Raw genomic sequence first — 21,080 nt, forward strand, 5'->3', positions numbered from 1 at the left:
TCCGCCACCGCCACGACGGCGACAGGGGAGGAAGCCGGTGCGAATCCGGCGCGGTCCCGCCACTGTGAGCCCACCCCGCCCGGGGCGGGTGAGTCAGGAACTCCCGCCGTCCGACACCGCCCGGGGCGCGGACACCCCGAGGAAGGCCGACGCCGCATGATCCTTCTGCTGTCGACGTCCGACACCGACCTGCTCAGCGCCCGTACGGCGACCGGACCGGTGCCCTACCGCTTCGCCAACCCGGCCCGCCTCCCGCTCGACGACCTCCCCGCCCTCCTCGACGGCGCCGACCTGATCGTCGTACGCCTCCTCGGCGGTCTGCGCGCCTGGCAGGACGGTCTCGACCTGCTGCTCGCCGACGGCCGCCCGGTCGTCGTCCTGACCGGCGAACAAGCCCCGGACGCCCAGCTGATGGCCGCCTCGACCGTCCCGGTCGGCATCGCCGCCGAGGCCCACGCCTACCTCGCCCACGGCGGACCGGCCAACCTGGAGCAGCTCGCCCGCTTCCTGTCCGACACGGTCCTGCTGACCGGGCACGGCTTCGAAGCTCCGGCGCCCGCGCCGGCCTGGGGCCCGCTGGAGCGCCCGGAGCGCGACACCCCCGGCTCTGCGACGGTCGCGGTGCTCTACTACCGGGCCCACCACATGAGCGGCAACACCGCCTTCGTCCACGCACTGTGCGACGTCATCGAGGAAGCGGGCGCCCGTCCCCTCCCGCTGTACGTGGCCTCCCTGCGCGCCCCCGAACCCGAGCTGATCGAGGAACTGCGCGCCGCCGACGCCATCGTCACCACCGTCCTGGCCGCCGGCGGCACCAAGCCCGCCGAGGCATCGGCCGGCGGAGACGACGAGTCCTGGGACGCGGGCGCCCTCACCTCCCTCGACGTGCCGATCCTCCAGGCCCTGTGCCTGACCGGCTCCCGCACGGCCTGGGCGGAGAGCGACGACGGCGTCTCGCCCCTCGACGCCGCCAGCCAGATCGCCGTACCCGAATTCGACGGCCGCCTGATCACCGTGCCGTTCTCCTTCAAGGAGATCGACGCCGACGGCCTCCCGGCCTACGTCGCCGACCCCGAGCGCGCGGCCCGCGTCGCCGGGATCGCCGTACGCCATGCGCGACTTCGGCACATCCCGGCCGCCGGCAAGCGCGTGGCGCTGGTCCTGTCCGCGTACCCGACCAAGCACTCCCGGATCGGCAACGCCGTCGGCCTGGACACGCCCGCCAGCGCGGTCGCCCTGCTGCGCAGGCTGCGGGAGGAGGGCTACGCCTTCGACGACGTCCCGGGGATGGCCTCCGGCGACGGCGACGAACTGATCCGCGCGCTGATCGAGGCGGGCGGCCACGACCAGGACTGGCTCACCGAGGAGCAGCTGGCCCGCAATCCGGTGCGGATCCCGGCGGCGGACTACCGGCGCTGGTTCGCCACGCTCCCGCAGGAGCTGCGGACGGCCGTCGAGGAGCACTGGGGTCCCGCACCCGGCGAGATGTTCGTCGACCACAGCCGCAACAAGGAGGGCGACATCGTCCTCGCGGCCCTGCGCTTCGGCAACCTGCTCATCCTCATCCAGCCCCCACGCGGCTTCGGCGAGAACCCGATCGCCATCTACCACGACCCGGACCTCCCGCCCTCCCACCACTACCTGGCCGCCTACCGCTGGATCGCCGCCCCGCAGTCCGAGGGCGGCTTCGGCGCGGACGCGATGATCCACCTCGGCAAGCACGGCAACCTGGAGTGGCTGCCCGGCAAGAACGCCGGCCTGTCCGCCGCCTGCGGCCCGGACGCCGCCCTCGGCGACCTCCCCCTGATCTACCCCTTCCTGGTCAACGACCCCGGCGAGGGCACCCAGGCCAAGCGCCGCGTCCACGCCACCCTCGTCGACCACCTCATCCCGCCCATGGCCCGCGCCGACTCCTACGGCGACATCGCACGCCTGGAGCAACTCCTCGACGAGTACGCCCAGATCGCGGCCATGGACCCGGCCAAGCTCCCGGCCATCCGCGCCCAGATCTGGACGCTCATCCAGGCCGCCAGGCTCGACCACGACCTCGGCCTGGCCGACCGCCCCGACGACGACGGCTTCGACGACTTCCTCCTGCACGTCGACGGCTGGCTGTGCGAGGTCAAGGACGCCCAGATCCGCGACGGCCTGCACGTCCTCGGCAACCCGCCGCGCGGCACCGACCGCGTCAACCTCGTCCTGGCCATCCTGCGTGCCCGGCAGATCTGGGGCGGCACCACCGCTCTCCCCGGCCTGCGCGAGGCCCTCGGCCTCGACGAGTCCGCCGCGACCCGCACTACGGCCGACGAGGCGGAGGCCAAGGCCCGTGCCCTGGTCGAGCGGATGGAGGACCTCGGCTGGGACCCGGACTCGGCACCCGACGGCCACGGCGAACAGGTCACCGCCATCTTGGAGTTCGCCGCCCGCGAGGTCGTCCCGCGCCTGGCAGCCACCACCGCCGAACTCCACCACGTCGTCCATGCGCTGAACGGCGGCTTCGTCCCGGCGGGCCCGTCGGGCTCCCCGCTGCGCGGCCTGGTGAACGTCCTGCCGACCGGCCGCAACTTCTACTCCGTCGACCCCAAGGCCGTCCCCTCCCGCCTCGCCTGGGAGACCGGACAGGCCCTCGCCGACTCCCTCCTCGCCCGCTACCGCGCCGACAACGGCGACTGGCCCACCTCCGTCGGCCTCTCCCTCTGGGGCACGAGCGCGATGCGCACAGCCGGCGACGACGTGGCCGAGGCGCTCGCCCTGCTCGGCGTCCGCCCTGCCTGGGACGACGCCTCCCGCCGCGTGACCGGCCTGGAACCCATCCCCTACGAGGAGTTGGGCCGCCCCCGCATCGACGTCACCCTACGCATCTCCGGCTTCTTCCGCGATGCCTTCCCGCATACGATCGCGTTGCTGGACGACGCCGTACGCCTGGCCGCGTCCCTGGACGAACCGGCCTCGGTGAACCACGTACGCGCCCATGTCCAGGCCGAGTTGGCGGAGCACGGCGACGAACGCCGGGCCACCACGCGCATCTTCGGCTCCCGCCCGGGAACGTACGGCGCCGGACTGCTCCAGCTCATCGACTCCCGCGACTGGCGCACCGACGCCGACCTCGCCGAGGTCTACACCGTCTGGGGCGGCTACGCCTACGGCCGCGAACTCGACGGCCGCCCGGCCCGGGACGAGATGGAGACGGCGTACAAGCGGATCGCGGTCGCCGCGAAGAACACCGACACCCGCGAGCACGACATCGCCGACTCCGACGACTACTTCCAGTACCACGGCGGCATGGTCGCCACCGTCCGCGCCCTGCGCGGCACCGCACCCGAGGCGTACATCGGCGACTCCACCCGCCCCGAGACGGTCCGCACCCGCACCCTGGTCGAGGAGACCTCCCGAGTCTTCCGAGCCCGGGTCGTCAACCCCAAGTGGATCGAGGCGATGCGCCGCCACGGCTACAAGGGCGCCTTCGAACTCGCGGCGACGGTCGACTACCTCTTCGGCTACGACGCCACGACCGGCGTGGTCGCCGACTGGATGTACGACAAGCTCACCCAGACCTACGTCCTGGACCCGGCCAACCGCGAATTCCTCCAGCAGGCCAACCCCTGGGCCCTGCACGGCATCGCCGAGCGGCTCCTGGAGGCGGAGTCGCGCGGGATGTGGGAGAAGCCGGACCCGGCGGTGCTGGACGCGCTGCGGCAGGTGTACCTGGAGACGGAGGGTGACCTGGAGGGCGGCGAGTGAGGCACGCCGTGGTCCTTATTGCATTCTATTTGCAATAGCGGAAGTGTTGCAGAAGGGTCGGGCCCTGCGGGACACTGTCACTCGGGCGCGGGGCCCGTCTTGCCTGACACGTCCGTCCTCGGATGCTGCCCCGCGCCCTGCCGGGCTGCGCGCTCGTCACCCCATGCCTACGAATCGGTTGCGATCCCGGCCGGTGCTTGGGTGCTGATCGCCGTCGGGCAATCATGTGCACATGCGCCGGCCGCTCCACCTCCACACCCCCGAGTGGTTCACGGCCGACGATTCGACTCTGAACGTCGCGCTCGTGTACCCGATGCAGGGGCCTGCCGGGATCTTCGGTCCCGCGTGTGAGGCGTGTGCGCGGCTGGCCGCCGAGGAGATCAACAAGGCGGGCGGAGTGCTCGGCAAGGAGCTGCGGCTGCTGGAGGTCGACGGAGGGGCCGACCCGCAGAAGGTCGCCGAGGAGGTCGAGGCCCTGGTCGCGACCGGCTCGGTGCACGGGGTGACCGGCTGGCACATCTCCTCCGTCCGGCAGGCCGTGGCGCCACGCATCGCCCACCGGGTGCCGTACGTGTACACCGCCCTGTACGAAGGCGGGGAGCGCACGGACGGTGTCTTCATGACCAGTGAGACCCCCGACTGGCAGTTGCTGCCCGCCATGCGGCTGCTCGCCGAGGCACGGCGGGTACGCCGGTGGTTCGTCGTCGGCAACAACTACGTCTGGCCCCGGCACACAGCCCGGGCCGCCCGCCGCTACGCCCGAGCGCTGCGGGGTGTGCGGGTCTGCGGCGAGGCATACCTGCCGCTGGGTACCGAGGACTTCGCCGACGTGCTGCGGCGCATCGAGCACACGGACGCGGACGGTGTGCTGATGCTGCTCGTCGGCAGCGACGCGGTCCGCTTCAACCGGGCCTTCGCCGCCTCGGGGCTCGACCAGCGGTGTCTCAGGCTGAGCACGCTGATGGACGAGAACATGCTGATGGCCAGCGGCCCGGAGACGACCGGCGACCTGTTCAGCACGGCCGGCTTCTTCGCCTCGCTCGCCAACCAGGACACCCTGGACTTCCACGGCCGGTACGCCGGCCGCTTCGGCCTGGAGGCGCCGGCCCCCGGCAGCCTCGGAGAGTCGTGCTACGAGGGGGTGCTGCTGCTCGCCTCGCTCATTGAGCGGGCCCGCACCCTGGACGTCTCAGCTATCTCCGCCACCGCCGAGACGGTCTCCTACGAGGGCCCGCGCGGACTGCTCCACCTTCATGACCGGCATGTCCGCCAGCGCATCTACCTGGCGGAGGCGGACGGGCTCGACTTCAACGTGCTCGCCCAACTGCCTTCCCCACACGACCTGTTGTGACGCGTGCCGAGCCGGTCGTGAGCCGTCCTTCCAGGGCCTCCGCCAGCTCTGTGAGCAGGACGTCCAGCTCCTCGCCTGCAGGCAGATCCTCCAAGTCCTGCCAGTCGGCCCGCACTTCACGCGCCAGCAGCTGCCAACGCTGCTTGCCCCGTGGGGTGAGGTGGGCCAGGACGCGGCGCCGGTCGGCCGGGTCGACACGGCGGTAGACCAGGTTCTGGTCGACGAGTTGGTCCATCAGCTTGGTCAGGCTCGGCGCGGGCAGGAAGGCGTGGTCGGCGAGGGCCGTCATGTTGTGGCCCTGCCCGTCGGAGAGCAGGTCGAGAACCCGCCACGCCTCCACGGAGCAGTCGAGCTCGTCGAGGACGGACTGCACTCGGCGCACCGCGAGACGTTCAGCCCGCGTGAGCAGGTAGAGCAGTTCCTGGGGCCGTCTCGCCATTGCGCTCCTCCAACTCGTGCTCGCCGACCGGTGCCTGAGCCTATCGCCGATCACCGGGCCCTTGACAAGAGGAATCGGAAAAACTGATCCTTTCCGCAGGAAGCTTTGATCGCCGTTGCTGTGATGCCCTTGAACGGGCGCATTCAGCAGCGGCTTCTTCTATTTTAACGGCCGTGTTACTTCCGCTGGAAACTGTTCTTCAATTGCTCCGAAACGCGGTTGAAACAGTGTCCCCGCAGGCTGTGTTCGCACTTCAGCGACCAGCCCGGACGCCACCCCGGAACGGCTGGGGAACCCGTGCGTCGACGCCGCCGCTTCTGAAGCGCCCTCTCCTCATTCCCTCCCAGAGTCTTTCCGCTCTCTTCACATCGCCCTTCGGGGCAAGGAGGTTGTGCATGTCCGGGCTCAGCATCAGCAGACGCGGTCTTCTGGCCGGCATATCGGCCGTCGGCGCGTCCGCCGCCCTCAGCGCGTGCGGCGCCAAGACGGGCGACAGCACGTCCACCGGCTCCGGCGCCAAGGCCGACACATCCGGCGACACAGTCAAGGTCGGTCTGCTGAACTCGCTCTCGGGCACGATGGCGATCAGTGAAGTCACCGTCCACAACGCGCTGTTGCTCGCGGTGAAGGAGATCAACGCGGCGGGCGGTGTCCTGGGCAAGAAGCTCAAGCCCATCAGCCAGGACGGCGCCTCCGACTGGCCCACCTTCGCCGAGAAGGCCGAGGCGCTCATCACCGACGACAAGGTCGTCGCCACCTTCGGGTGCTGGACCTCGGCCAGCCGCAAGGCCGTCAAGCCCGTCTTCGAGCGGTACAAGTCGCTGCTGTTCTACCCCGTGCAGTACGAGGGCCTGGAGCAGTCGCCGTACATTTTCTACATCGGCGCGACCACCAACCAGCAGATCGTCCCGGCTCTCGACTACCTCAAGAAGCAGGGCCTGACCAAGCTCTATCTGGTCGGCAGCGACTATGTCTTCCCGCGGACCGCCAACAAGATCATCAAGGCGTACGCGAAGGCCAACGGCATGGAGGTCGTGGGCGAGGACTACGCGCCCCTGGGATCCACGGAGTTCGGCACCATCGTCAACAAGGTCAAGGACGCCGGCGCCGACGCGGTGTTCAACACCCTCAACGGCGACTCCAACGTGGCCTTCTTCAAGGAGTACAAGTCCGCGGGCCTGACCGCGAAGAGCCTGCCTGTCCTCTCCGTCTCCATCGCCGAGGAGGAAGTCAAGAGCATCGGCACCCAGTACCTGGACGGCCAGCTCACCGCCTGGAACTACTACGAGACCACCCCGGGCGCGGCCAACACGAAGTTCGTGGCGGCCTACCAGGCGGCGTACGGCAAGGACAAGCCGACCTCCGACCCGATGGAGGCCGCCTACATCTCCGTCTACCTGTGGAAGGAGATGGTCGAGAAGGCCGGCTCCTTCGACGTGGCGAAGGTCAAGGCCGCCTCCGACGGCATCGAACTCGACGCCCCCGAAGGCAAGGTCACCGTCGACGGAGCCACCCAGCACGTCTACAAGACCGCCCGGATCGGCAAGGTCGGCTCCGACGGCCTGATCACCGAGGTCTGGAACTCCGGCAAGCCGATCAAGCCCGACCCGTACCTCAAGGGCTACTCCTGGGCCTCCGGCCTCTCCTGAGCCAGGTCACTCCCGGATGGGACCCGGCCCTCTCGCGGGGGCCGGGTCACGCCCATGGCACACGCGCACACCCGCACCTCCGTCCACGACCCGGAGCCGACCTCATGACGGTCATCCTCAACCAGTCCTTCACCGGCATCAGCATCGGTGCCGTCCTGCTGCTCATCGCCCTCGGCCTGACCCTGACCTTCGGCCAGATGGGCGTCATCAACATGGCGCACGGCGAGTTCATCATGGCCGGCGCCTACACCACGTACGTCCTGCAGAAGTCCATCAGCAGCGCGGGCGTCTCCCTGCTCGTCGCCCTCCCTGTCGCCTTCCTCGTCGCCGGAGCCATGGGCGCCCTGCTGGAATGGCTGCTCATCCGCCGCCTCTACACCCGCCCCCTGGACACGCTGCTCGTGACCTGGGGCGTCTCGCTGATGCTCCAGCAACTCGCCCGCGACATCTTCGGCGCCCCCAACGTGCAGACCACCGCGCCCGACCTCCTCACCGGCAACATCTCCCTGGGCGGCGGGATCACCTTCGCCAACAACCGGCTGTTCATCCTCGGCCTCGCCCTGCTGAGCGTCCTCGCTCTCACCCTCGTCCTGAAACTCACCCCACTGGGCCGCCGGATCCGGGCCGTCGTGCAGAACCGCGACCTGGCTGAGGTCTCCGGCATCGCCACCGGCCAGGTCGACCGCATCACCTTCTTCATCGGCTCCGGCCTCGCGGGCGTCGCCGGCGTCGCCCTCACCCTGGTCGGCCCGATCGGCCCCACGATGGGCACCAACTACATCGTCGACGCCTTCCTCGTCGTCGTGGTGGGCGGCATCGGCCAGCTCAAGGGCAGCGTCATCACCGCCTTCGCGCTCGGCGTCCTTCAGTCGGTGATGGAGTACTCGACGACGGTCAGCGTCGCCAAGGTCATCGTGCTCGTGGCGATCGTCGCCTTCCTGCAGTGGCGACCCCAGGGCCTGTACACCCTGCGCACCCGGAGCCTGGCATGACGACAACCACCACCCCCACCTCCGCCGTGGTGACGCCACAGTCCCCGTCCCTGCTGGAGCGGTTCCGCGTCCCCGCCGGGTTCCTCCTCGGCGCCGTGCTCCTGCTCGGCGTCGCACCGCTCGCGCTGTCCGACTTCCGCCTCAACCTCCTCGCCAAGTACCTGTGTTACGCGATCGTCGCGGTCGGCGTCAGCCTCGCCTGGGGCCGCGGCGGGCTCATGGTCCTCGGCCAGGGCGTCTTCTTCGGCCTCGGCGGCTACGCCATGGCCATGCACCTCAAACTCGCCGACGCCGCCGCGACCGGCGAGACCCTGCCCGACTTCATGCAGCTCTACGGCACCGGCGACGCCCTGCCCTGGTGGTGGAAGCCGTTCGCGAACCCGGCGTTCGCGCTTGCCATGACCGTGCTGCTGCCGATGGCGGTCGCGGCCGTCCTCGGGTTCTTCGTCTTCCGCCGCCGGGTGAAGGGCGCGTACTTCGCGATCCTGAGCCAGGCGCTGGCGGCCGCATTGTCCATCTGGCTGATCGGCCAGCAGGCCACCACCGGCGGCACCAACGGCCTCACCGACATCCAGGGCTTCTTCGGCTACTCGCTGGACGACCCGGTCAACCAGCGGATGGTGTACTTCATCATCGCCGCCGTCCTGCTGCTCCTGATGATCGGCGTCCGCCAGCTGTTCGTCAGCCGCTACGGCGAACTCCTCGTCGCCGTACGGGACTCCGAGGAACGGGTGCGCTTCCTCGGCTACGACCCGGCCAACGTCAAGCTCGTCGCCTACGTCCTCGCAGCCGGCGCGGCCGGGCTGGCCGGGGCCCTGTTCGTCCCCGCCGTCGGGATCATCTCCCCGGCACTGATCGGGATCGTGCCCTCCATCGGCTTTGTCATCGGCGCGGCCGTCGGAGGCCGGGCCTCACTCGTGGGCGCGGTGCTCGGCGCGATCGCGGTGGCCTGGGCGCAGAGCACCCTCTCGGACGCCTTCCCCGCCGCGTGGACGTACCTCCAGGGCCTGCTGTTCGTGGTCGCCGTCGGCTTCCTGCCCGGCGGCCTGGCCAGCCTGGGCGTCGTCCTGCGCAAGCGCCGTAGTGCCACCGCTACTCGTACGACGGGAGAGACGGCATGAGCGCCGAGAATGGCACGGGCGGCGAGGGACTGACCGTCCGCGACCTGCGGGTCACTTTCGACGGCTTCACCGCCGTCGACGGCGTCGACCTCGACATCCACCCCGGCGACCTGCGCTTCCTCATCGGCCCCAACGGCGCCGGCAAGACCACCCTGGTCGACGCCGTCACCGGACTGGTGAAAGCGACGGGCTCGGTCCGCTTCGGCGACCAGGACCTGCTCGGCAAGCCGGTGCAGAAGATCGCCCGCATGGGGATCGGGCGTACGTTCCAGACGGCCACCGTCTTCGAGGAACTGACCGTCCTGCAGAACCTCGACATCGCGGCAGGCGCCGGACGGGGCGTGTGGACGATGCTCCGCCGCCGCAAGGACATCCCCGAGCCGGTCGCGAAGGCCCTGGAGACCACCGGACTCACCGACCTGCGCGACCGCCCCGCCGGAGTCCTCGCCCACGGACAGAAGCAGTGGCTGGAGATCGGCATGCTGCTCGTCCAGGACGTCAGGCTGCTGCTGCTCGACGAGCCCGTCGCCGGCATGAGCCACGACGAACGCGAGGCCACCGGCGCACTGCTCCAGCGGATCAGCGCGGACCGCACCGTCGTCGTCATCGAGCACGACATGGACTTCATGCGCTCCTTCGCCCGCAGCGTCAGCGTCCTGCACGCCGGAAAGGTCCTCAGCGAGGGCACGGTCGCAGAGGTCCAGGCCGACGCCAAGGTGCAGGAGGTCTACCTCGGCCGCGCCGCAGAACCCGAACCCCAGCCCGCCCCTGCCACTCCGGTGGCCGTCGCCGAGGAGGCGTGAGTCAGAGATGCTGGAGATCAGTTCCGTCCAGGCCGGATACGACCGCACCACGGTCCTGCACGGCGTCACCGTCTCGGTCCCGAAGGACGGCGTCGCCACCGTCCTCGGCCACAACGGCGCCGGCAAGAGCACACTGCTGCGCACCGCCATGGGCCTGATCAAGGCCAAGAGCGGCACCGTCCGGCTCGACGGCGAGGACATCACCCACCTCGCCCCGCACCAGCGGGTCGCCCGCGGGATGGCCTACGTCCCCCAGGGCCAGCAGTCCTTCCCCCACCTCACCACCGCCGAGAACCTCCAACTCGTCGCCGACGGACGATCCGACGGAAAAGAAGCCGTCGCCGAGGCGCTGGACCTCTTCCCGGTCCTGCGCGAGCTGTCCGGCCGCCGTGCCGGCCTGCTCTCCGGCGGCCAGCGCCAGCAACTCGCCCTCGCCCGCGCCCTGATCACCCGCCCCCGGCTCCTGCTGCTCGACGAGCCGACGGAAGGCATCCAGCCGTCGGTCGTCGCCGAGATCGAGGAGACGATCCTCGCCCTCACCCGGCGCGGCGGACTCTCCGTCCTCCTCGTCGAACAGCACGTCGGCTTCGCGATGCGTGCCGCCCAGCGGTACTACGTGCTGGAGGCCGGACGGGTGACGTCCTCCGGCGAGGGCGGCACAGCCGCCGAGCAGACCGTCCGGGCGGCGCTCAGCGTGTGAGAGCCGGTCCCGCAGCGGGCCCTCGACCGCGAGACATCGGTCTCCGTCGAGGGTCCGCTCGAAGTTTCTGTCACGGCTCAGTCGCCGCACCGGGCACAACGGCCGTACACCAGCAGCGATCCCGACGCGTCCGGCCGTAGCCCGGTCAGCTCCTCGATCCGGCCCACCGCGTCCTTCAGACGGTCGTGTGCGAGCCCCTCCACATCGCCGCAGTCCTGGCAGACGACGTGATGGTGCGGCTCTCCGGGAACGCAGTAGCGCGTGGCACCAGGCCCGTGCACGACGTACGTCAGCCCGACCGCCGTGAGGGTCTCCAGAGTGCGGTAGACCGTGGTGGGGTGCACGGGCGGCCCACTCCGGCTCAGCTCCTCCCATGCCTCGGCGACGGAGAGATGACGCGCCGAAGCAGTGAACAACGCGACGATCTGCAGGCGCCCCGGGGTGCAGCGCAGCCCGTGCCGCTGCAACAGAGCACGAGGCTCGGGCGGCGCCACCATGCCGCCACGCGTGGACCCGCTCACCTCCCCGCCCCTCTCGAAGTGCCGCATTCCGCGCCCACCACGACACGGCACATAGTCCTAGGACCAACGCCTGATCGGCAGCGCGCTTCTCTTGCTGCTAGCGTGCAGTTGCACATGAGTGGCAATTATGTCGGAGGACGTTGGACATGGCGGTTTACACGCTCCCGGAGCTCCCGTACGACTACTCGGCGCTCGCCCCGGTGATCAACCCGGAGATCATCGAGCTGCACCACGACAAGCACCACGCGGCGTATGTCAAGGGCGCGAACGACACGCTGGAGCAGCTCGCGGAGGCGCGGGACAAGGAGTCGTGGGGCTCGATCAACGGCCTGGAGAAGAACCTGGCCTTCCACCTCTCCGGGCACATCCTGCACTCGATCTACTGGCACAACATGACCGGCCCGAAGGACGGCGGTGGCGAGCCCCTGGCCCAGGACGGCGTGGGCGACCTCGCCGACGCAATCTCCGAGTCCTTCGGATCCTTCGCCGGCTTCAAGGCCCAGCTCACCAAGGCCGCCGCCACCACCCAGGGTTCCGGCTGGGGCGTCCTTGCCTACGAGCCCGTCAGCGGCCGACTGATCGTCGAGCAGGTCTACGACCATCAGGGGAACGTCGGCCAGGGCTCCACCCCGGTCCTGGTCTTCGACGCCTGGGAGCACGCCTTCTACCTCCAGTACAAGAACCAGAAGGTCGACTTCATCGACGCCATGTGGGCCGTCGTGAACTGGCAGGACGTGGCCCGGCGTTACGCCGCCGCCAAGGAGCGCGGCGACAGCCTGCTGCTCCGCCCGTGACGCAGTAGCCGCGTCGGCACAGTCGTCCTGCTCGTGATCGTCTTCTCAACCTTCACTTGCAGGCGGTAGGAAGAAGGGCTCCCGTGAGGACGTGACTTGCGGGAGCCCTTCGGCCGTACGGAGTCTCAGGCTGAGCCCCGGTGGCTGGGCGGTCCCTGGAGCGGGTGATGTCGGCTCCAGCGGACGCCGCTTACGGGTCGGTTTGTGTTGGAGGTCGAGCCCCCATGAGTCGGCGTGGCATTCGACACGGCCCAGGGACATGGGCATGGGGAGTGTCGCGAGGGGCCGTTCTCCTCCCTGTCCACTGGCGATGGGGCAGGCCGGATGGAACAGGTCGATCGGGGCCGGTGCGCAGAGAATGGGCCTGAGAGGCCGCTGACGGCGGTGCGTTGGCCAGAAGGCCGTCGCCGCTCAGCCGCTCCCGCTGATGCAGTGCTTGAGCAGGTCAGTGGTGATCGGGTCGATGATCCGGTAGCGGACCACCCGCCCGTCCTTCTCGCCCGCCACGACGTCGGCGGCGCGCAGGAGTCGCAGGGCCTGGGACACGGCGGGGTCGTTCATTCCGGTCGCGATGGCGAGGTCCGAGACAGCGAGCGGACCCGTCTGGCGCAGGGCCATCAGGAGGGCGAGGCGCCCGGGATCGGAGAGCAGGGAGAACCGTTCCGCCCAGGCCCGGACATGGTCGGGCTCGCCGATGGCGGCGACGGCGTCGCAGACCCGGTGGCCGTCGATGGCGATGCGGTCTGCGCGTTCGGCGGGGACGAGATGCATGGACGCATCCTCGCAGGTGGCAGTGTGATCTTGCATACCTGCGCAGCTGCGCAGCTGTGCAGGTATGCAGGTGTGAGCGGTCGCCCGTACGGTGGGCGGGCCGTGGTGTTCGGGAAGACCGGTGACAGCCCTTCGTGGTTCGGGGGGTTCAGACCGGAGCGGCCCTCGCCACTGTGATCGGGGAGTCTCCGTCCCATTTGTGCACGGTCACTGTCCGCCCCTTGGCGGATGGGAAGGCCGGGACGGAAGACGCGCGCACCCGTAAGCCAGGAGACCGGCCACGGCACTTCACGAACAGATCCACGAGGTGCTGGAGCGTGACCGTATGACCCTGTCCACGGGGCCTGACGTGCCTTCTGTCTTTCGTTGGCGGCGCGAGGACACCGTCCGTACCGCCGGTCTTCTGGCGGTGATCGCCGCGCTGCACGTGCTGGCGTTCGGCATCCTGTTCCTGCTCGTCGTGCCGGGGCACTACGAGGTCGGTTCGAAGGCGTTCGGGATCGGCCTCGGGGTGACCGCGTACACGCTCGGTATGCGGCACGCGTTCGACGCCGATCACATCGCCGCGATCGACAACACCACCCGCAAACTGATGGCCGACGGCAAGCGGCCGGTATCGGTCGGCTTCTGGTTCGCGCTCGGCCACTCCAGCGTGGTGGTCGCGATGGCCGCCCTGGTCGCGGGAGGCGCGCAGCTCGCCGGCACGCTGCTGAACGACGACTCCCGCACCCACCAGACACTCGGTGTCGTCGGCACGACCGTCTCCGGGACCTTCCTCTACCTCATCGCGGCGCTCAACCTCGTGGCGCTCGCCGGCATCCTGCGGGTCTTCCGGGCGATGCGCTCCGGCACGTACGACGAGGCCGCTCTCGAACAGCACCTGGACTCGCGGGGATTCATGAACCGCGTCCTGGGCCGCTTCACCAGGTCGATCACCCGGCCGGGGCAGATGTTCCCGCTGGGCTTCCTGTTCGGTCTCGGTTTCGACACCGCCACCGAGGTCACCCTGATGGTGATGGCGGGCAGCGGCGCGGCGGCCGGGTTGCCGTGGTACGCGATCCTGTGCCTGCCGCTGCTGTTCGCCGCAGGGATGAGCCTGTTCGACACCCTCGACGGGACGTTCATGAACTTCGCCTACCAGTGGGCGTTCTCCAACCCGGTGCGCAAGGTGTTCTACAACCTCGCCATCACCGGCCTGTCGATCGCGGTCGCCTTTCTGATCGGCACCATCGAACTGGTCGGGGTGCTGCACGAGAAGCTCGGTCTGCGCGACGCGGTGACCGGCTGGATCGCCAGCCTGGACCTGGGCAACGTTGGCTACATCATCGTCGGCCTGTTCGTGCTCGTGTGGGCGGCGGCGCTGGTGTACTGGCGGCTGGCCAAGGTGGAGCAGAGATGGGCCGCCCGTCTCGCCGAGGGCGGCTGACACCCGGGGCATGATCCACTGCCGGGCTGTGCGGCCGGGGCGGTGAAGAGCGACGCCGTCCTCATTGTTCCGGCCTCCGTGCCAGAGCCGGGAACAGGACGGGATCCAGATCCGATTGCTCAAACGAAGGCGAGCCGTGCCGGAGCGGACGTGGTGGTGGTGTTCCTGCCCGGGTGGGGGAGGAGATCAGTGGGCCGCATGGCAGCATCGGGGCATGAGTGCGTCCCCGGCGGTACGGAGCCTGCGCGCGGCGGTGTTCGCCGCGCTGTGCGTGCTGCTCGCCGCCGGAGGGCACGCGCTGGCGACCGGTACGGCACCGCCCGTGTGGGTGCAGGCCGCCGGGTTCCTGCCGGTCTTCGGGGCCGGGTACCTGCTGGGCGGCCGGGAGCGGTCGCTGGCGGCCATCGGCGCCGGCACGGTCACGGCCCAGGGCGCACTGCACCTTGCGTTCGGCGCCGCACGGCCGCACGCCACGATGGTCATGCAGGGCATGCGCCTGTCCCACGTGCACGCCGTGACCCCGCACGCCACCGCCGTTCATGTCGCGGCGGCCCTGGTACTGACCTGGTGGCTGCGGCGCGGGGAGGTCGCGCTGTGGTCGCTGCTGCGCCGTGCCGTCGCGCTGGTGCCGGGCCTGGTGGCCTGGTGGCTGGTGAGCGGCGGGGTACGGCTGGTGCCGGACGCGCGGGATGTCGTAGGACCGTGTCGGTGGGCCGACGGGCCGCGCCTGCTTGGACGTCTCCTGCTGCGGCACGCGGTGCAGCGGCGCGGGCCGCCGCCGCGGAGCGCGTACCCGATCTGACCCCGACACGCCCTTCCAGTACGGAGATCGACCCACCCATGTCCCGAGTACGCATCACTCTGCGCCGCGTCGGCGCTGTCACCGCTCTCGCCGCGGCCGGAGTCCTCGCCGCCGCGGGCGTCGCCTCCGCGCACGTCACCGTCCACCCCGACAGCTATGCCAAGGGGGCCACCGACGGTGTCCTGACCTTCCGTGTCCCCAACGAGGAGGACACCGCCTCCACCAACAAGGTCCAGGTCTTCCTGCCCACAGACCACCCCGTCCTCGGCGTCCTCGTCTCCCCGCGCGACGGCTGGAGCGCCAAGGTCACGAACACGAAACTCAAGACGCCGGTCAAGACCGACGACGGCACCATCACCGACGCCGTCTCCGAGATCACCTGGACCGGCGGCAAGATCGACCCCGGGCACTACGAGGACTTCGACGTCGCCTTCGGTCAGCTGCCCGAGGACACCGGCCAGCTGACCTTCAAGACGCTCCAGACCTACTCCGACGGCAAGACCGTCCGCTGGATCGAGGAGGCGGCGCAGGGCGACGAGGAGCCGGAGAACCCGGCCCCGGTCCTCAAGCTCACCGCGAAGAACGCATCGGACGAAGCCGGCGTGCCGACCGCCTCCGCGTCCCCCTCGAAGGCATCCGTGTCCGCCGCCTCCGGCGGCAGCGACTCCACCGCCCGCGGTCTCGGGGTCGCCGGGCTGGTCGTGGGCGTACTGGGCCTGGCCGCGGCGGCCTTCGCCATCGTGCGTGGCCGCTCCGGCGGTTCCCGGGCCGAGTGAGGCGGGGTGCCCTGCCGATGGCGAGCGGTCGGCAGGGCACAGCTCGTCGAGCGGTCGACTCATATGCGGCGCACGCGCAGGACCGCTCCGGGAACCAGACCCTCGCCCGTTTTACATGTGACGTACATCACGATTAACTGCCGGAACTCGACGCTCTGTCGACTCGACTACTGGAGTGCTACGGCTACAACCGCCGTCTCTCGCAGGACGGTTCGATGCGACCAGGAAGGTCGGGCATGGCCGATATTCCCCTGTCACCCCCCTCCGTCGGCGGGGCCGCCCGCAGACTGCTGCCGGCTCCCGCGCTGTGCGGGTTCCTGCTTCTGCTGGCGCTGGTGTTCTCGGTGTCCTACGCCGTCGGGTCGGCGGCGGGACCGGTGGCGCCAGGCATGCACGGAACCGGGAGAACCGGGAGCAGTGATGGGAACGGCGGGAGTGACGGGGGCGGCGGGAGTGGCGGCGGTATGGACGACATGCCGGGGATGGGCCATGGGAGCGGTGAGTGATGGCGGCCGAACCGATGGCGAGCCTCGTGGTCACGGACGTCACCGTGGGCGGGATGACCTGCGCGGCCTGCGTCCGGAGGGTGGAGAAGAAGCTCGCCAAGCTGGAGGGCGTCACGGCCACGGTCAACCTGGCCACGGGGCTCGCGCGGGTCAGCCACCCGGCCGCCGTCGCGCCCGAGGATCTCGTCACCGCGGTCGAGCAGGCCGGATACCAGGCTGCCCTGCCCGTGCGTGAGGACGAGGAGCCGACCGAGGAAGCGGACAAGGCCGCGAGCGACGAGGCCCGCCGCGAGCGGGAACGGCTCGTGGTCACCGCTCTGCTGGCGGTACCGGTCCTGGTGCTGTCGATGGTGCCGGCGTGGCAGTTCCGCAACTGGCAGTGGCTGTGTTTCATGCTGGCCGCCCCGGTGGCTGTGTGGAGCGCCTGGCCCTTTCACATCAGGGCGCTGCGGGGACTGCGGCACTCCACGGCCACCATGGACACCCTCGTCTCGCTCGGCGTCGCGGCGTCGTTCTCCTGGTCGGTGTACGCGCTGTTCCTCGGGGGCGCGGGCGAGCCCGGGATGCGGATGTCGTTCAGTCTGGTGCCGTCCGCCTCGGAGGGCATGGCGCACCTGTATCTCGAAGCCGCTGTCAGTGTGCCGCTGTTCGTGCTGACCGGGCGGTTCCTGGAGGCGCGGGCGCGGCGGGGGACCGGGGCGGCGCTGCGGTCGCTGGCAGAACTGGCCGCCAAGAAGGTGTCCGTCCGCGACGAGCATGGTGAGCGGTTGCTCCCCATCGAGCAGTTGCGGGTGGGGCACGTCTTCGTGGTGCGTCCCGGTGAGCGGGTCGCCACCGACGGGCGCGTCACGGAGGGCAGTTCGGCCGTTGACCTTTCGCTGGTCACCGGTGAGAGTCAGCCCGTGGAGGTGTCTCCCGGTTCGGCCCTGGTCGGTGGGGCCGTCAACGCGGGCGGGCTGCTGCTGGTCGAGGCCACGGCGGTTGGCGCGGACACGCAGTTGGCTCGCATCACGCGGCTGGTGACGGAGGCGCAGGCGGGCAAGGCGCGGGCGCAGCGGCTGGCCGACGCGGTCGCGGGCGTGTTCGTCCCCGTGGTGCTGGCGATCGCGGTGACCGTGCTCGGGTTCTGGCTGGGCGCCGGTGCCGATCCGCAGGCGGCGCTCACCGCCTGTGTGGCCGTGCTCGTCGTGGCCTGCCCGTGCGCGCTGGGGCTGGCGACGCCGACCGCCCTGATGGCGGCCACCGGGCGGGGGGCCCAGCTGGGCGTGCTGGTGAGCGGGCCGCAGACGCTGGAGGCGCTTCAGCATGTGGACACGGTCGTGCTGGACAAGACCGGCACGCTGACCACCGGTCACATGACGGTGGCCAAGGTCACCGTGCTGCCTGGCTCACTTGGGCAGGACGCGGTGATGCGGCTGGCCGGGGCGGTGGAGCGCGGCTCCGAGCATCCGATCGGGCGGGCGGTCACCGCGTACGCGGACCGCGCGGAGGTGCCCGGACCGCTGCCGGACGTGACGGATTTCGCCGCGGTGCCGGGACACGGCGTGAGCGGCCGGGTGGACGGCGTCCTGGTGGAGGTGGTTGCGCCGGACGGCAAGCTGCCGCGCGCGCTGGCCAAGGCGCTGGCAGAGGCGGAGGAGGCCGCGCACACTCCGGTCCTGGTGACGGTCGACGGCCGGGCCAAAGCGCTGATCGCGGTCGGTGACCTGGTGCGCCCCGGCAGCTACCGGGCCGTGGAGCGGCTGCGCCGGCTCGGTATCCGCCCGGTGCTTGCCACCGGCGACCGCACGGCGCCCGCCGAAGCGGTCGCCGCCGCCCTGAACATCGACGAGGTGCGCGCCCGCTGCACCCCTGAGGACAAGGCCGCTCTCGTACGGCAGTTGAAGGAGGAGGGCGCCCGGGTCGCGGTGGTCGGCGACGGTGTGAACGACGCCGCCGCACTCGCCGAAGCCGACCTGGGCATCGCCATGGGCAGCGGCACCGACGTGGCCATCGGCGCCGCCGACCTGACGCTGGCCCGCGGGGACATCGAGGCGCTCGTCGACGCGGTCCTGCTGGCCCGGCGCACGCTGGGCACGATCCGGGCCAACCTGGTGTGGGCGTTCGGCTACAACGTCGTCACCGTGCCCCTGGCCATGGTCGGCCTGCTCGATCCGATGTTCGCCGCCGCGGCGATGTCGGTGAGTTCGGTGCTGGTGGTCGCCAACAGCCTGCGGCTACGCGGCTGGCAGCCCTCTGCCGCCGGCGGCCGGAGCCGTCCCGGGACGCGGGGCGCGAAGGCCGGTGCCCGATGAAGCCGATCACCGGCCCGCTGTCCATGCTGAAGCGCCTGGACCGGCGGCGGCTGCGGGACGGGGCACTCGCCGCTCTCGTGCCCGTCGCGGCGTGCAGTGTGGCGCTGGCCGGCCTGACCGCGTGGGTCGGCACGGGCCGGGCCGGCAGCCCGGCGGTCGTCCGGGTCACGGACGGGAAGGTGCTGCTGCCGTCCGACGGGGTTCCGGAGACGGCGGCGTTCTTCCGCATCGCCAACGAGGGCGGCTCGGCCGACACCCTTCTCCGGATCACGGCACGTGGCGTCCCCGGTGAGATAACGCTCTCGCGGCACCGCATGCGGCAGGGCAACGCGGCCTACCGGTCCACGATCGACTCCGTCTCCGTCGCGGCGGGCGACAGCCTCGCCATGTCGCCGAGGGGGGTGGACCTGACCGTGCCCGTGCCCTCGGAGCAGTGGCGCTCAGGTGATCTCGTGCCGTTCACCCTGGAGTTCCGGCGCAGCGGCCAGGTGAAGGTCCTGGCCGTCGTGGTGCCGCCGGATTCGGCATCGCTCACGTAGTCGTCCCCCGCCGTCCCCGAGTTCCGCCGCATCTGATGTGAGGTGTGTCACCCGGCCGGCGGTGAGTCGAGGGACGGGAGTTCGTACGTACCCTCTGACGACGATCAGACGCCGGGTGCGAGGATGAGCGGGCTATGACTGTCCGAGGGTGGTGCCGCGTGCTGCGGGCCGGCGTGTTCGCCGCCGCCTGCGTGCTGCTCGCTGCCCTCGGGCACGTGACCATGTCGGGGACCCCCGTTCCCTGGTGGGCCATGGCCGCCGGAGCGATGGCGACCGGCGCGGCCGGATGGCTGCTGGCCGGCCGGGAACGCGGACGCACGCCGATCGTCGTGGTCGTGACCGCCGCGCAGGCGGTGCTCCACGAGACGTTCACCCAGGCGCAGAAGCTCGCGTCGGCGCCGGAGCCTGCCGTCATGCCCGGCGCCGGTGGCTCGACGGGCATGAGCACCATGGACATGGGCTCCATGGGCTCCATGGGGTCGATGGACATGGGCTCCATGCCCGGCATGGACATGGGGTCGGCCGCGCACTCGGTGCACGGCATGGCTGGCGTCGGACACCTGCACGGCATGCACGGCATGAGCGGTGCGGCTTCGGTCGGCATGTTCACCGCGCACCTGCTGGCCGCGGTGCTGTGCGGGCTGTGGCTGGCCCATGGCGAACGGGCCGTGTTCCGCGTCCTCAGGGCCGCGGCGGCCTGGCTGGCGGCCCCGCTGCGTCTGCTGCTGGCGGCCATGCCCGCACCGCTGGGCCGCCCGTCCGTGCACAGGCGCCGTGACGTCGACTGCCCGGCTCCGGTGCAGCTGCTGTTGTGCTGTTCTCTCACCTTCCGCGGGCCGCCCGCGGGTGCCGCTGTCATCTGAGACAGCCGGATCCACCCGGGGCCCAGCACTGCGGCGCACTCGCGCGCAGATCTGCCGACGGTCTCCTCCATGGCGGCGCGCTCAGGCGCCGCCGCCGACAGGCAGTCCCTCACGGGCCCCGGGCATCGCCGTACCTCTCGCGTACGGACGCACCCCATGTGCCGGTGAGCCGTGCCCCCGTGCGGGCCCGGCCCCGGAAGACCTGAGAAGGACATCACGTGATGATCTCTGTCCTGCCCGCTGTTCGCGCGGACCGTGTCTCCGCGGACGCGTCGGCGACCGCCTGGGCACTGGCCGCCCGCGGCGGCGACCCCGACGCCGCTGACCACTTCGTCCGTGCCCTGCACGGTGACGTGGTGCGCTACGTGGCCCACCTCAGCGGCGATCCCCAGACCGCCCACGACCTGACCCAGGACACCTTCGCGCGGGCGTTCGGCAGCCTGCACCGCTACGAGGGCCGCGCCTCGGCCCGGACCTGGCTGCTGTCGATCGCCCGGCGCGCGGTCGCCGACAGCCTGCGCCGGGCCGCGGTCCGCCCCCGGATCGCGGACGCCGCCGACTGGCAGACGGCGGTGGAACGCTCCCAGCCGTGCGGCCTGCCGGGATTCGACGAGGGGGTGGCCCTGCTCGACCTGCTGGAGAGCCTGCCCGACGAACGCCGGGAGGCGTTCGTGCTGACCCAGGTGGTCGGTCTGTCGTACGAGGAGACGGCCGGGTTCGTCGGCTGCCCCGTCGGCACGGTCCGCTCCCGGGTCAGCCGAGCCCGCGCCACCCTGGAACTGCTGCTGCAGGAAGCCGAGACACCGAGCGCCCTCGCGGCCTGACCCCAGGGCACTTCCCCCGGCGGCGCGGTCCCGAGACGCGGGCCGCGCCGCCGGGAACTCGACGGCCTGGGCGGGCGACTACTGGGACGTGACAGTCAACAGCGAGCGATACCGTCCTCCAGTACCGCGGTTGTGGCCACGTGCGGCCGATCCGCTCGCACTGGACGT

Annotated in this window: 19 protein-coding genes and 2 riboswitches; of the genes, 16 read left to right on the forward strand and 3 right to left on the reverse strand. The window is 70.8% G+C overall.

The features are described 5' to 3' along the window. Positions 1-27 precede the first annotated feature (27 nt). A riboswitch (cobalamin riboswitch) is annotated at positions 28-103 on the forward strand. 53 nt (positions 104-156) lie between these two features. Together cobN and U5640_RS31910 are read left to right on the forward strand one after the other, a co-directional pair. Next, positions 157-3,741 carry a cobaltochelatase subunit CobN gene (gene cobN / locus U5640_RS31905; protein WP_340380222.1) on the forward strand — a complete coding sequence of 1,195 codons (3,585 nt, stop codon included), beginning with the start codon at positions 157-159 and terminating at the stop codon, positions 3,739-3,741. Positions 3,742-3,973: 232 nt separating this feature from the next. Beyond that, a complete protein-coding gene (locus U5640_RS31910) occupies positions 3,974-5,092 on the forward strand; it encodes a substrate-binding domain-containing protein (protein WP_340380224.1) in 1,119 nt (372 codons plus the stop codon). Here the strand turns inward: U5640_RS31910 and U5640_RS31915 are convergent. Further along, on the reverse strand, positions 5,049-5,531 hold the full coding sequence (locus U5640_RS31915) for a MarR family transcriptional regulator (RefSeq protein WP_340380226.1): 483 nt from the start codon (positions 5,529-5,531) through the stop codon (positions 5,049-5,051). The two genes, U5640_RS31910 and U5640_RS31915, sit on opposite strands and share 44 nt — an antisense overlap. A 395-nt stretch (positions 5,532-5,926) precedes the next feature. On the opposite strand from U5640_RS31915, the gene urtA reads away from it, so the two are divergent. The 5 genes from urtA (at position 5,927) to urtE (ending at position 10,796) form a co-directional block, all read left to right on the forward strand. Beyond that, positions 5,927-7,180 (forward strand): urea ABC transporter substrate-binding protein, encoded by a 1,254-nt coding sequence (gene urtA, locus U5640_RS31920; protein ID WP_340380228.1) that lies wholly within the window; start codon positions 5,927-5,929, stop codon positions 7,178-7,180. Between the two features lie 104 nt (positions 7,181-7,284). Continuing rightward, positions 7,285-8,172 carry an urea ABC transporter permease subunit UrtB gene (gene urtB / locus U5640_RS31925; RefSeq protein WP_340380229.1) on the forward strand — a complete coding sequence of 296 codons (888 nt, stop codon included), beginning with the start codon at positions 7,285-7,287 and terminating at the stop codon, positions 8,170-8,172. Next, positions 8,169-9,293 carry an urea ABC transporter permease subunit UrtC gene (gene urtC, locus U5640_RS31930; protein ID WP_340380230.1) on the forward strand — a complete coding sequence of 375 codons (1,125 nt, stop codon included), beginning with the start codon at positions 8,169-8,171 and terminating at the stop codon, positions 9,291-9,293. The genes urtB and urtC overlap by 4 nt, the downstream gene beginning before the upstream one ends. After that, positions 9,290-10,096, forward strand: coding sequence for an urea ABC transporter ATP-binding protein UrtD (gene urtD / locus U5640_RS31935; protein WP_340380231.1), 807 nt, complete (start codon positions 9,290-9,292; stop codon positions 10,094-10,096). Before urtC ends, urtD begins: the two co-directional genes overlap by 4 nt. Positions 10,097-10,103: 7 nt before the next feature. Continuing rightward, positions 10,104-10,796, forward strand: a complete 693-nt coding sequence (gene urtE, locus U5640_RS31940; protein ID WP_340380233.1) for an urea ABC transporter ATP-binding subunit UrtE — start codon at positions 10,104-10,106, stop codon at positions 10,794-10,796. Between the two features lie 77 nt (positions 10,797-10,873). Here urtE and U5640_RS31945 read toward each other — a convergent pair whose 3' ends face one another. Further along, the gene (locus U5640_RS31945; protein ID WP_340380235.1) at positions 10,874-11,317 is read right to left on the reverse strand and encodes a Fur family transcriptional regulator; all 444 of its coding nucleotides are present in this window, start codon (positions 11,315-11,317) and stop codon (positions 10,874-10,876) included. A gap of 146 nt (positions 11,318-11,463) precedes the next feature. Here U5640_RS31945 and U5640_RS31950 point away from each other — a divergent pair, with 146 nt between their 5' ends. Further along, positions 11,464-12,111: a superoxide dismutase gene (locus U5640_RS31950; RefSeq protein ID WP_340380237.1), complete on the forward strand. Its 648-nt coding sequence runs from the start codon at positions 11,464-11,466 to the stop codon at positions 12,109-12,111. A 411-nt stretch (positions 12,112-12,522) separates the two neighbouring features. Here U5640_RS31950 and U5640_RS31955 read toward each other — a convergent pair whose 3' ends face one another. After that, positions 12,523-12,882: a metalloregulator ArsR/SmtB family transcription factor gene (locus U5640_RS31955; RefSeq protein WP_340380239.1), complete on the reverse strand. Its 360-nt coding sequence runs from the start codon at positions 12,880-12,882 to the stop codon at positions 12,523-12,525. Between the two features lie 86 nt (positions 12,883-12,968). Then, a riboswitch (cobalamin riboswitch) is annotated at positions 12,969-13,180 on the forward strand. 27 nt (positions 13,181-13,207) lie between these two features. Here U5640_RS31955 and U5640_RS31960 point away from each other — a divergent pair. From U5640_RS31960 to U5640_RS31995, 8 genes are all read left to right on the forward strand, one after another. Further along, positions 13,208-14,308 carry a HoxN/HupN/NixA family nickel/cobalt transporter gene (locus U5640_RS31960; protein WP_340380241.1) on the forward strand — a complete coding sequence of 367 codons (1,101 nt, stop codon included), beginning with the start codon at positions 13,208-13,210 and terminating at the stop codon, positions 14,306-14,308. 214 nt (positions 14,309-14,522) lie between these two features. Next, positions 14,523-15,110 (forward strand): hypothetical protein, encoded by a 588-nt coding sequence (locus U5640_RS31965; RefSeq protein ID WP_340380243.1) that lies wholly within the window; start codon positions 14,523-14,525, stop codon positions 15,108-15,110. 38 nt (positions 15,111-15,148) lie between these two features. After that, on the forward strand, positions 15,149-15,886 hold the full coding sequence (locus U5640_RS31970) for a YcnI family protein (protein WP_340380244.1): 738 nt from the start codon (positions 15,149-15,151) through the stop codon (positions 15,884-15,886). A gap of 236 nt (positions 15,887-16,122) precedes the next feature. Beyond that, positions 16,123-16,392 (forward strand): hypothetical protein, encoded by a 270-nt coding sequence (locus U5640_RS31975; RefSeq protein WP_340380246.1) that lies wholly within the window; start codon positions 16,123-16,125, stop codon positions 16,390-16,392. Continuing rightward, positions 16,392-18,686 (forward strand): heavy metal translocating P-type ATPase, encoded by a 2,295-nt coding sequence (locus U5640_RS31980; protein WP_340380248.1) that lies wholly within the window; start codon positions 16,392-16,394, stop codon positions 18,684-18,686. Before U5640_RS31975 ends, U5640_RS31980 begins: the two co-directional genes overlap by 1 nt. Then, positions 18,683-19,225 (forward strand): copper chaperone PCu(A)C, encoded by a 543-nt coding sequence (locus U5640_RS31985; RefSeq protein WP_340380250.1) that lies wholly within the window; start codon positions 18,683-18,685, stop codon positions 19,223-19,225. Before U5640_RS31980 ends, U5640_RS31985 begins: the two co-directional genes overlap by 4 nt. Before the next feature lie 134 nt (positions 19,226-19,359). After that, positions 19,360-20,088, forward strand: a complete 729-nt coding sequence (locus U5640_RS31990; RefSeq protein ID WP_340380252.1) for a hypothetical protein — start codon at positions 19,360-19,362, stop codon at positions 20,086-20,088. A 221-nt stretch (positions 20,089-20,309) separates the two neighbouring features. Beyond that, on the forward strand, positions 20,310-20,912 hold the full coding sequence (locus U5640_RS31995) for a sigma-70 family RNA polymerase sigma factor (RefSeq protein ID WP_340380254.1): 603 nt from the start codon (positions 20,310-20,312) through the stop codon (positions 20,910-20,912). Positions 20,913-21,080: the final 168 nt, after the last annotated feature.

Source organism: Streptomyces sp. SS7, assembly GCF_037993025.1.
Lineage (GTDB): Bacteria > Actinomycetota > Actinomycetes > Streptomycetales > Streptomycetaceae > Streptomyces.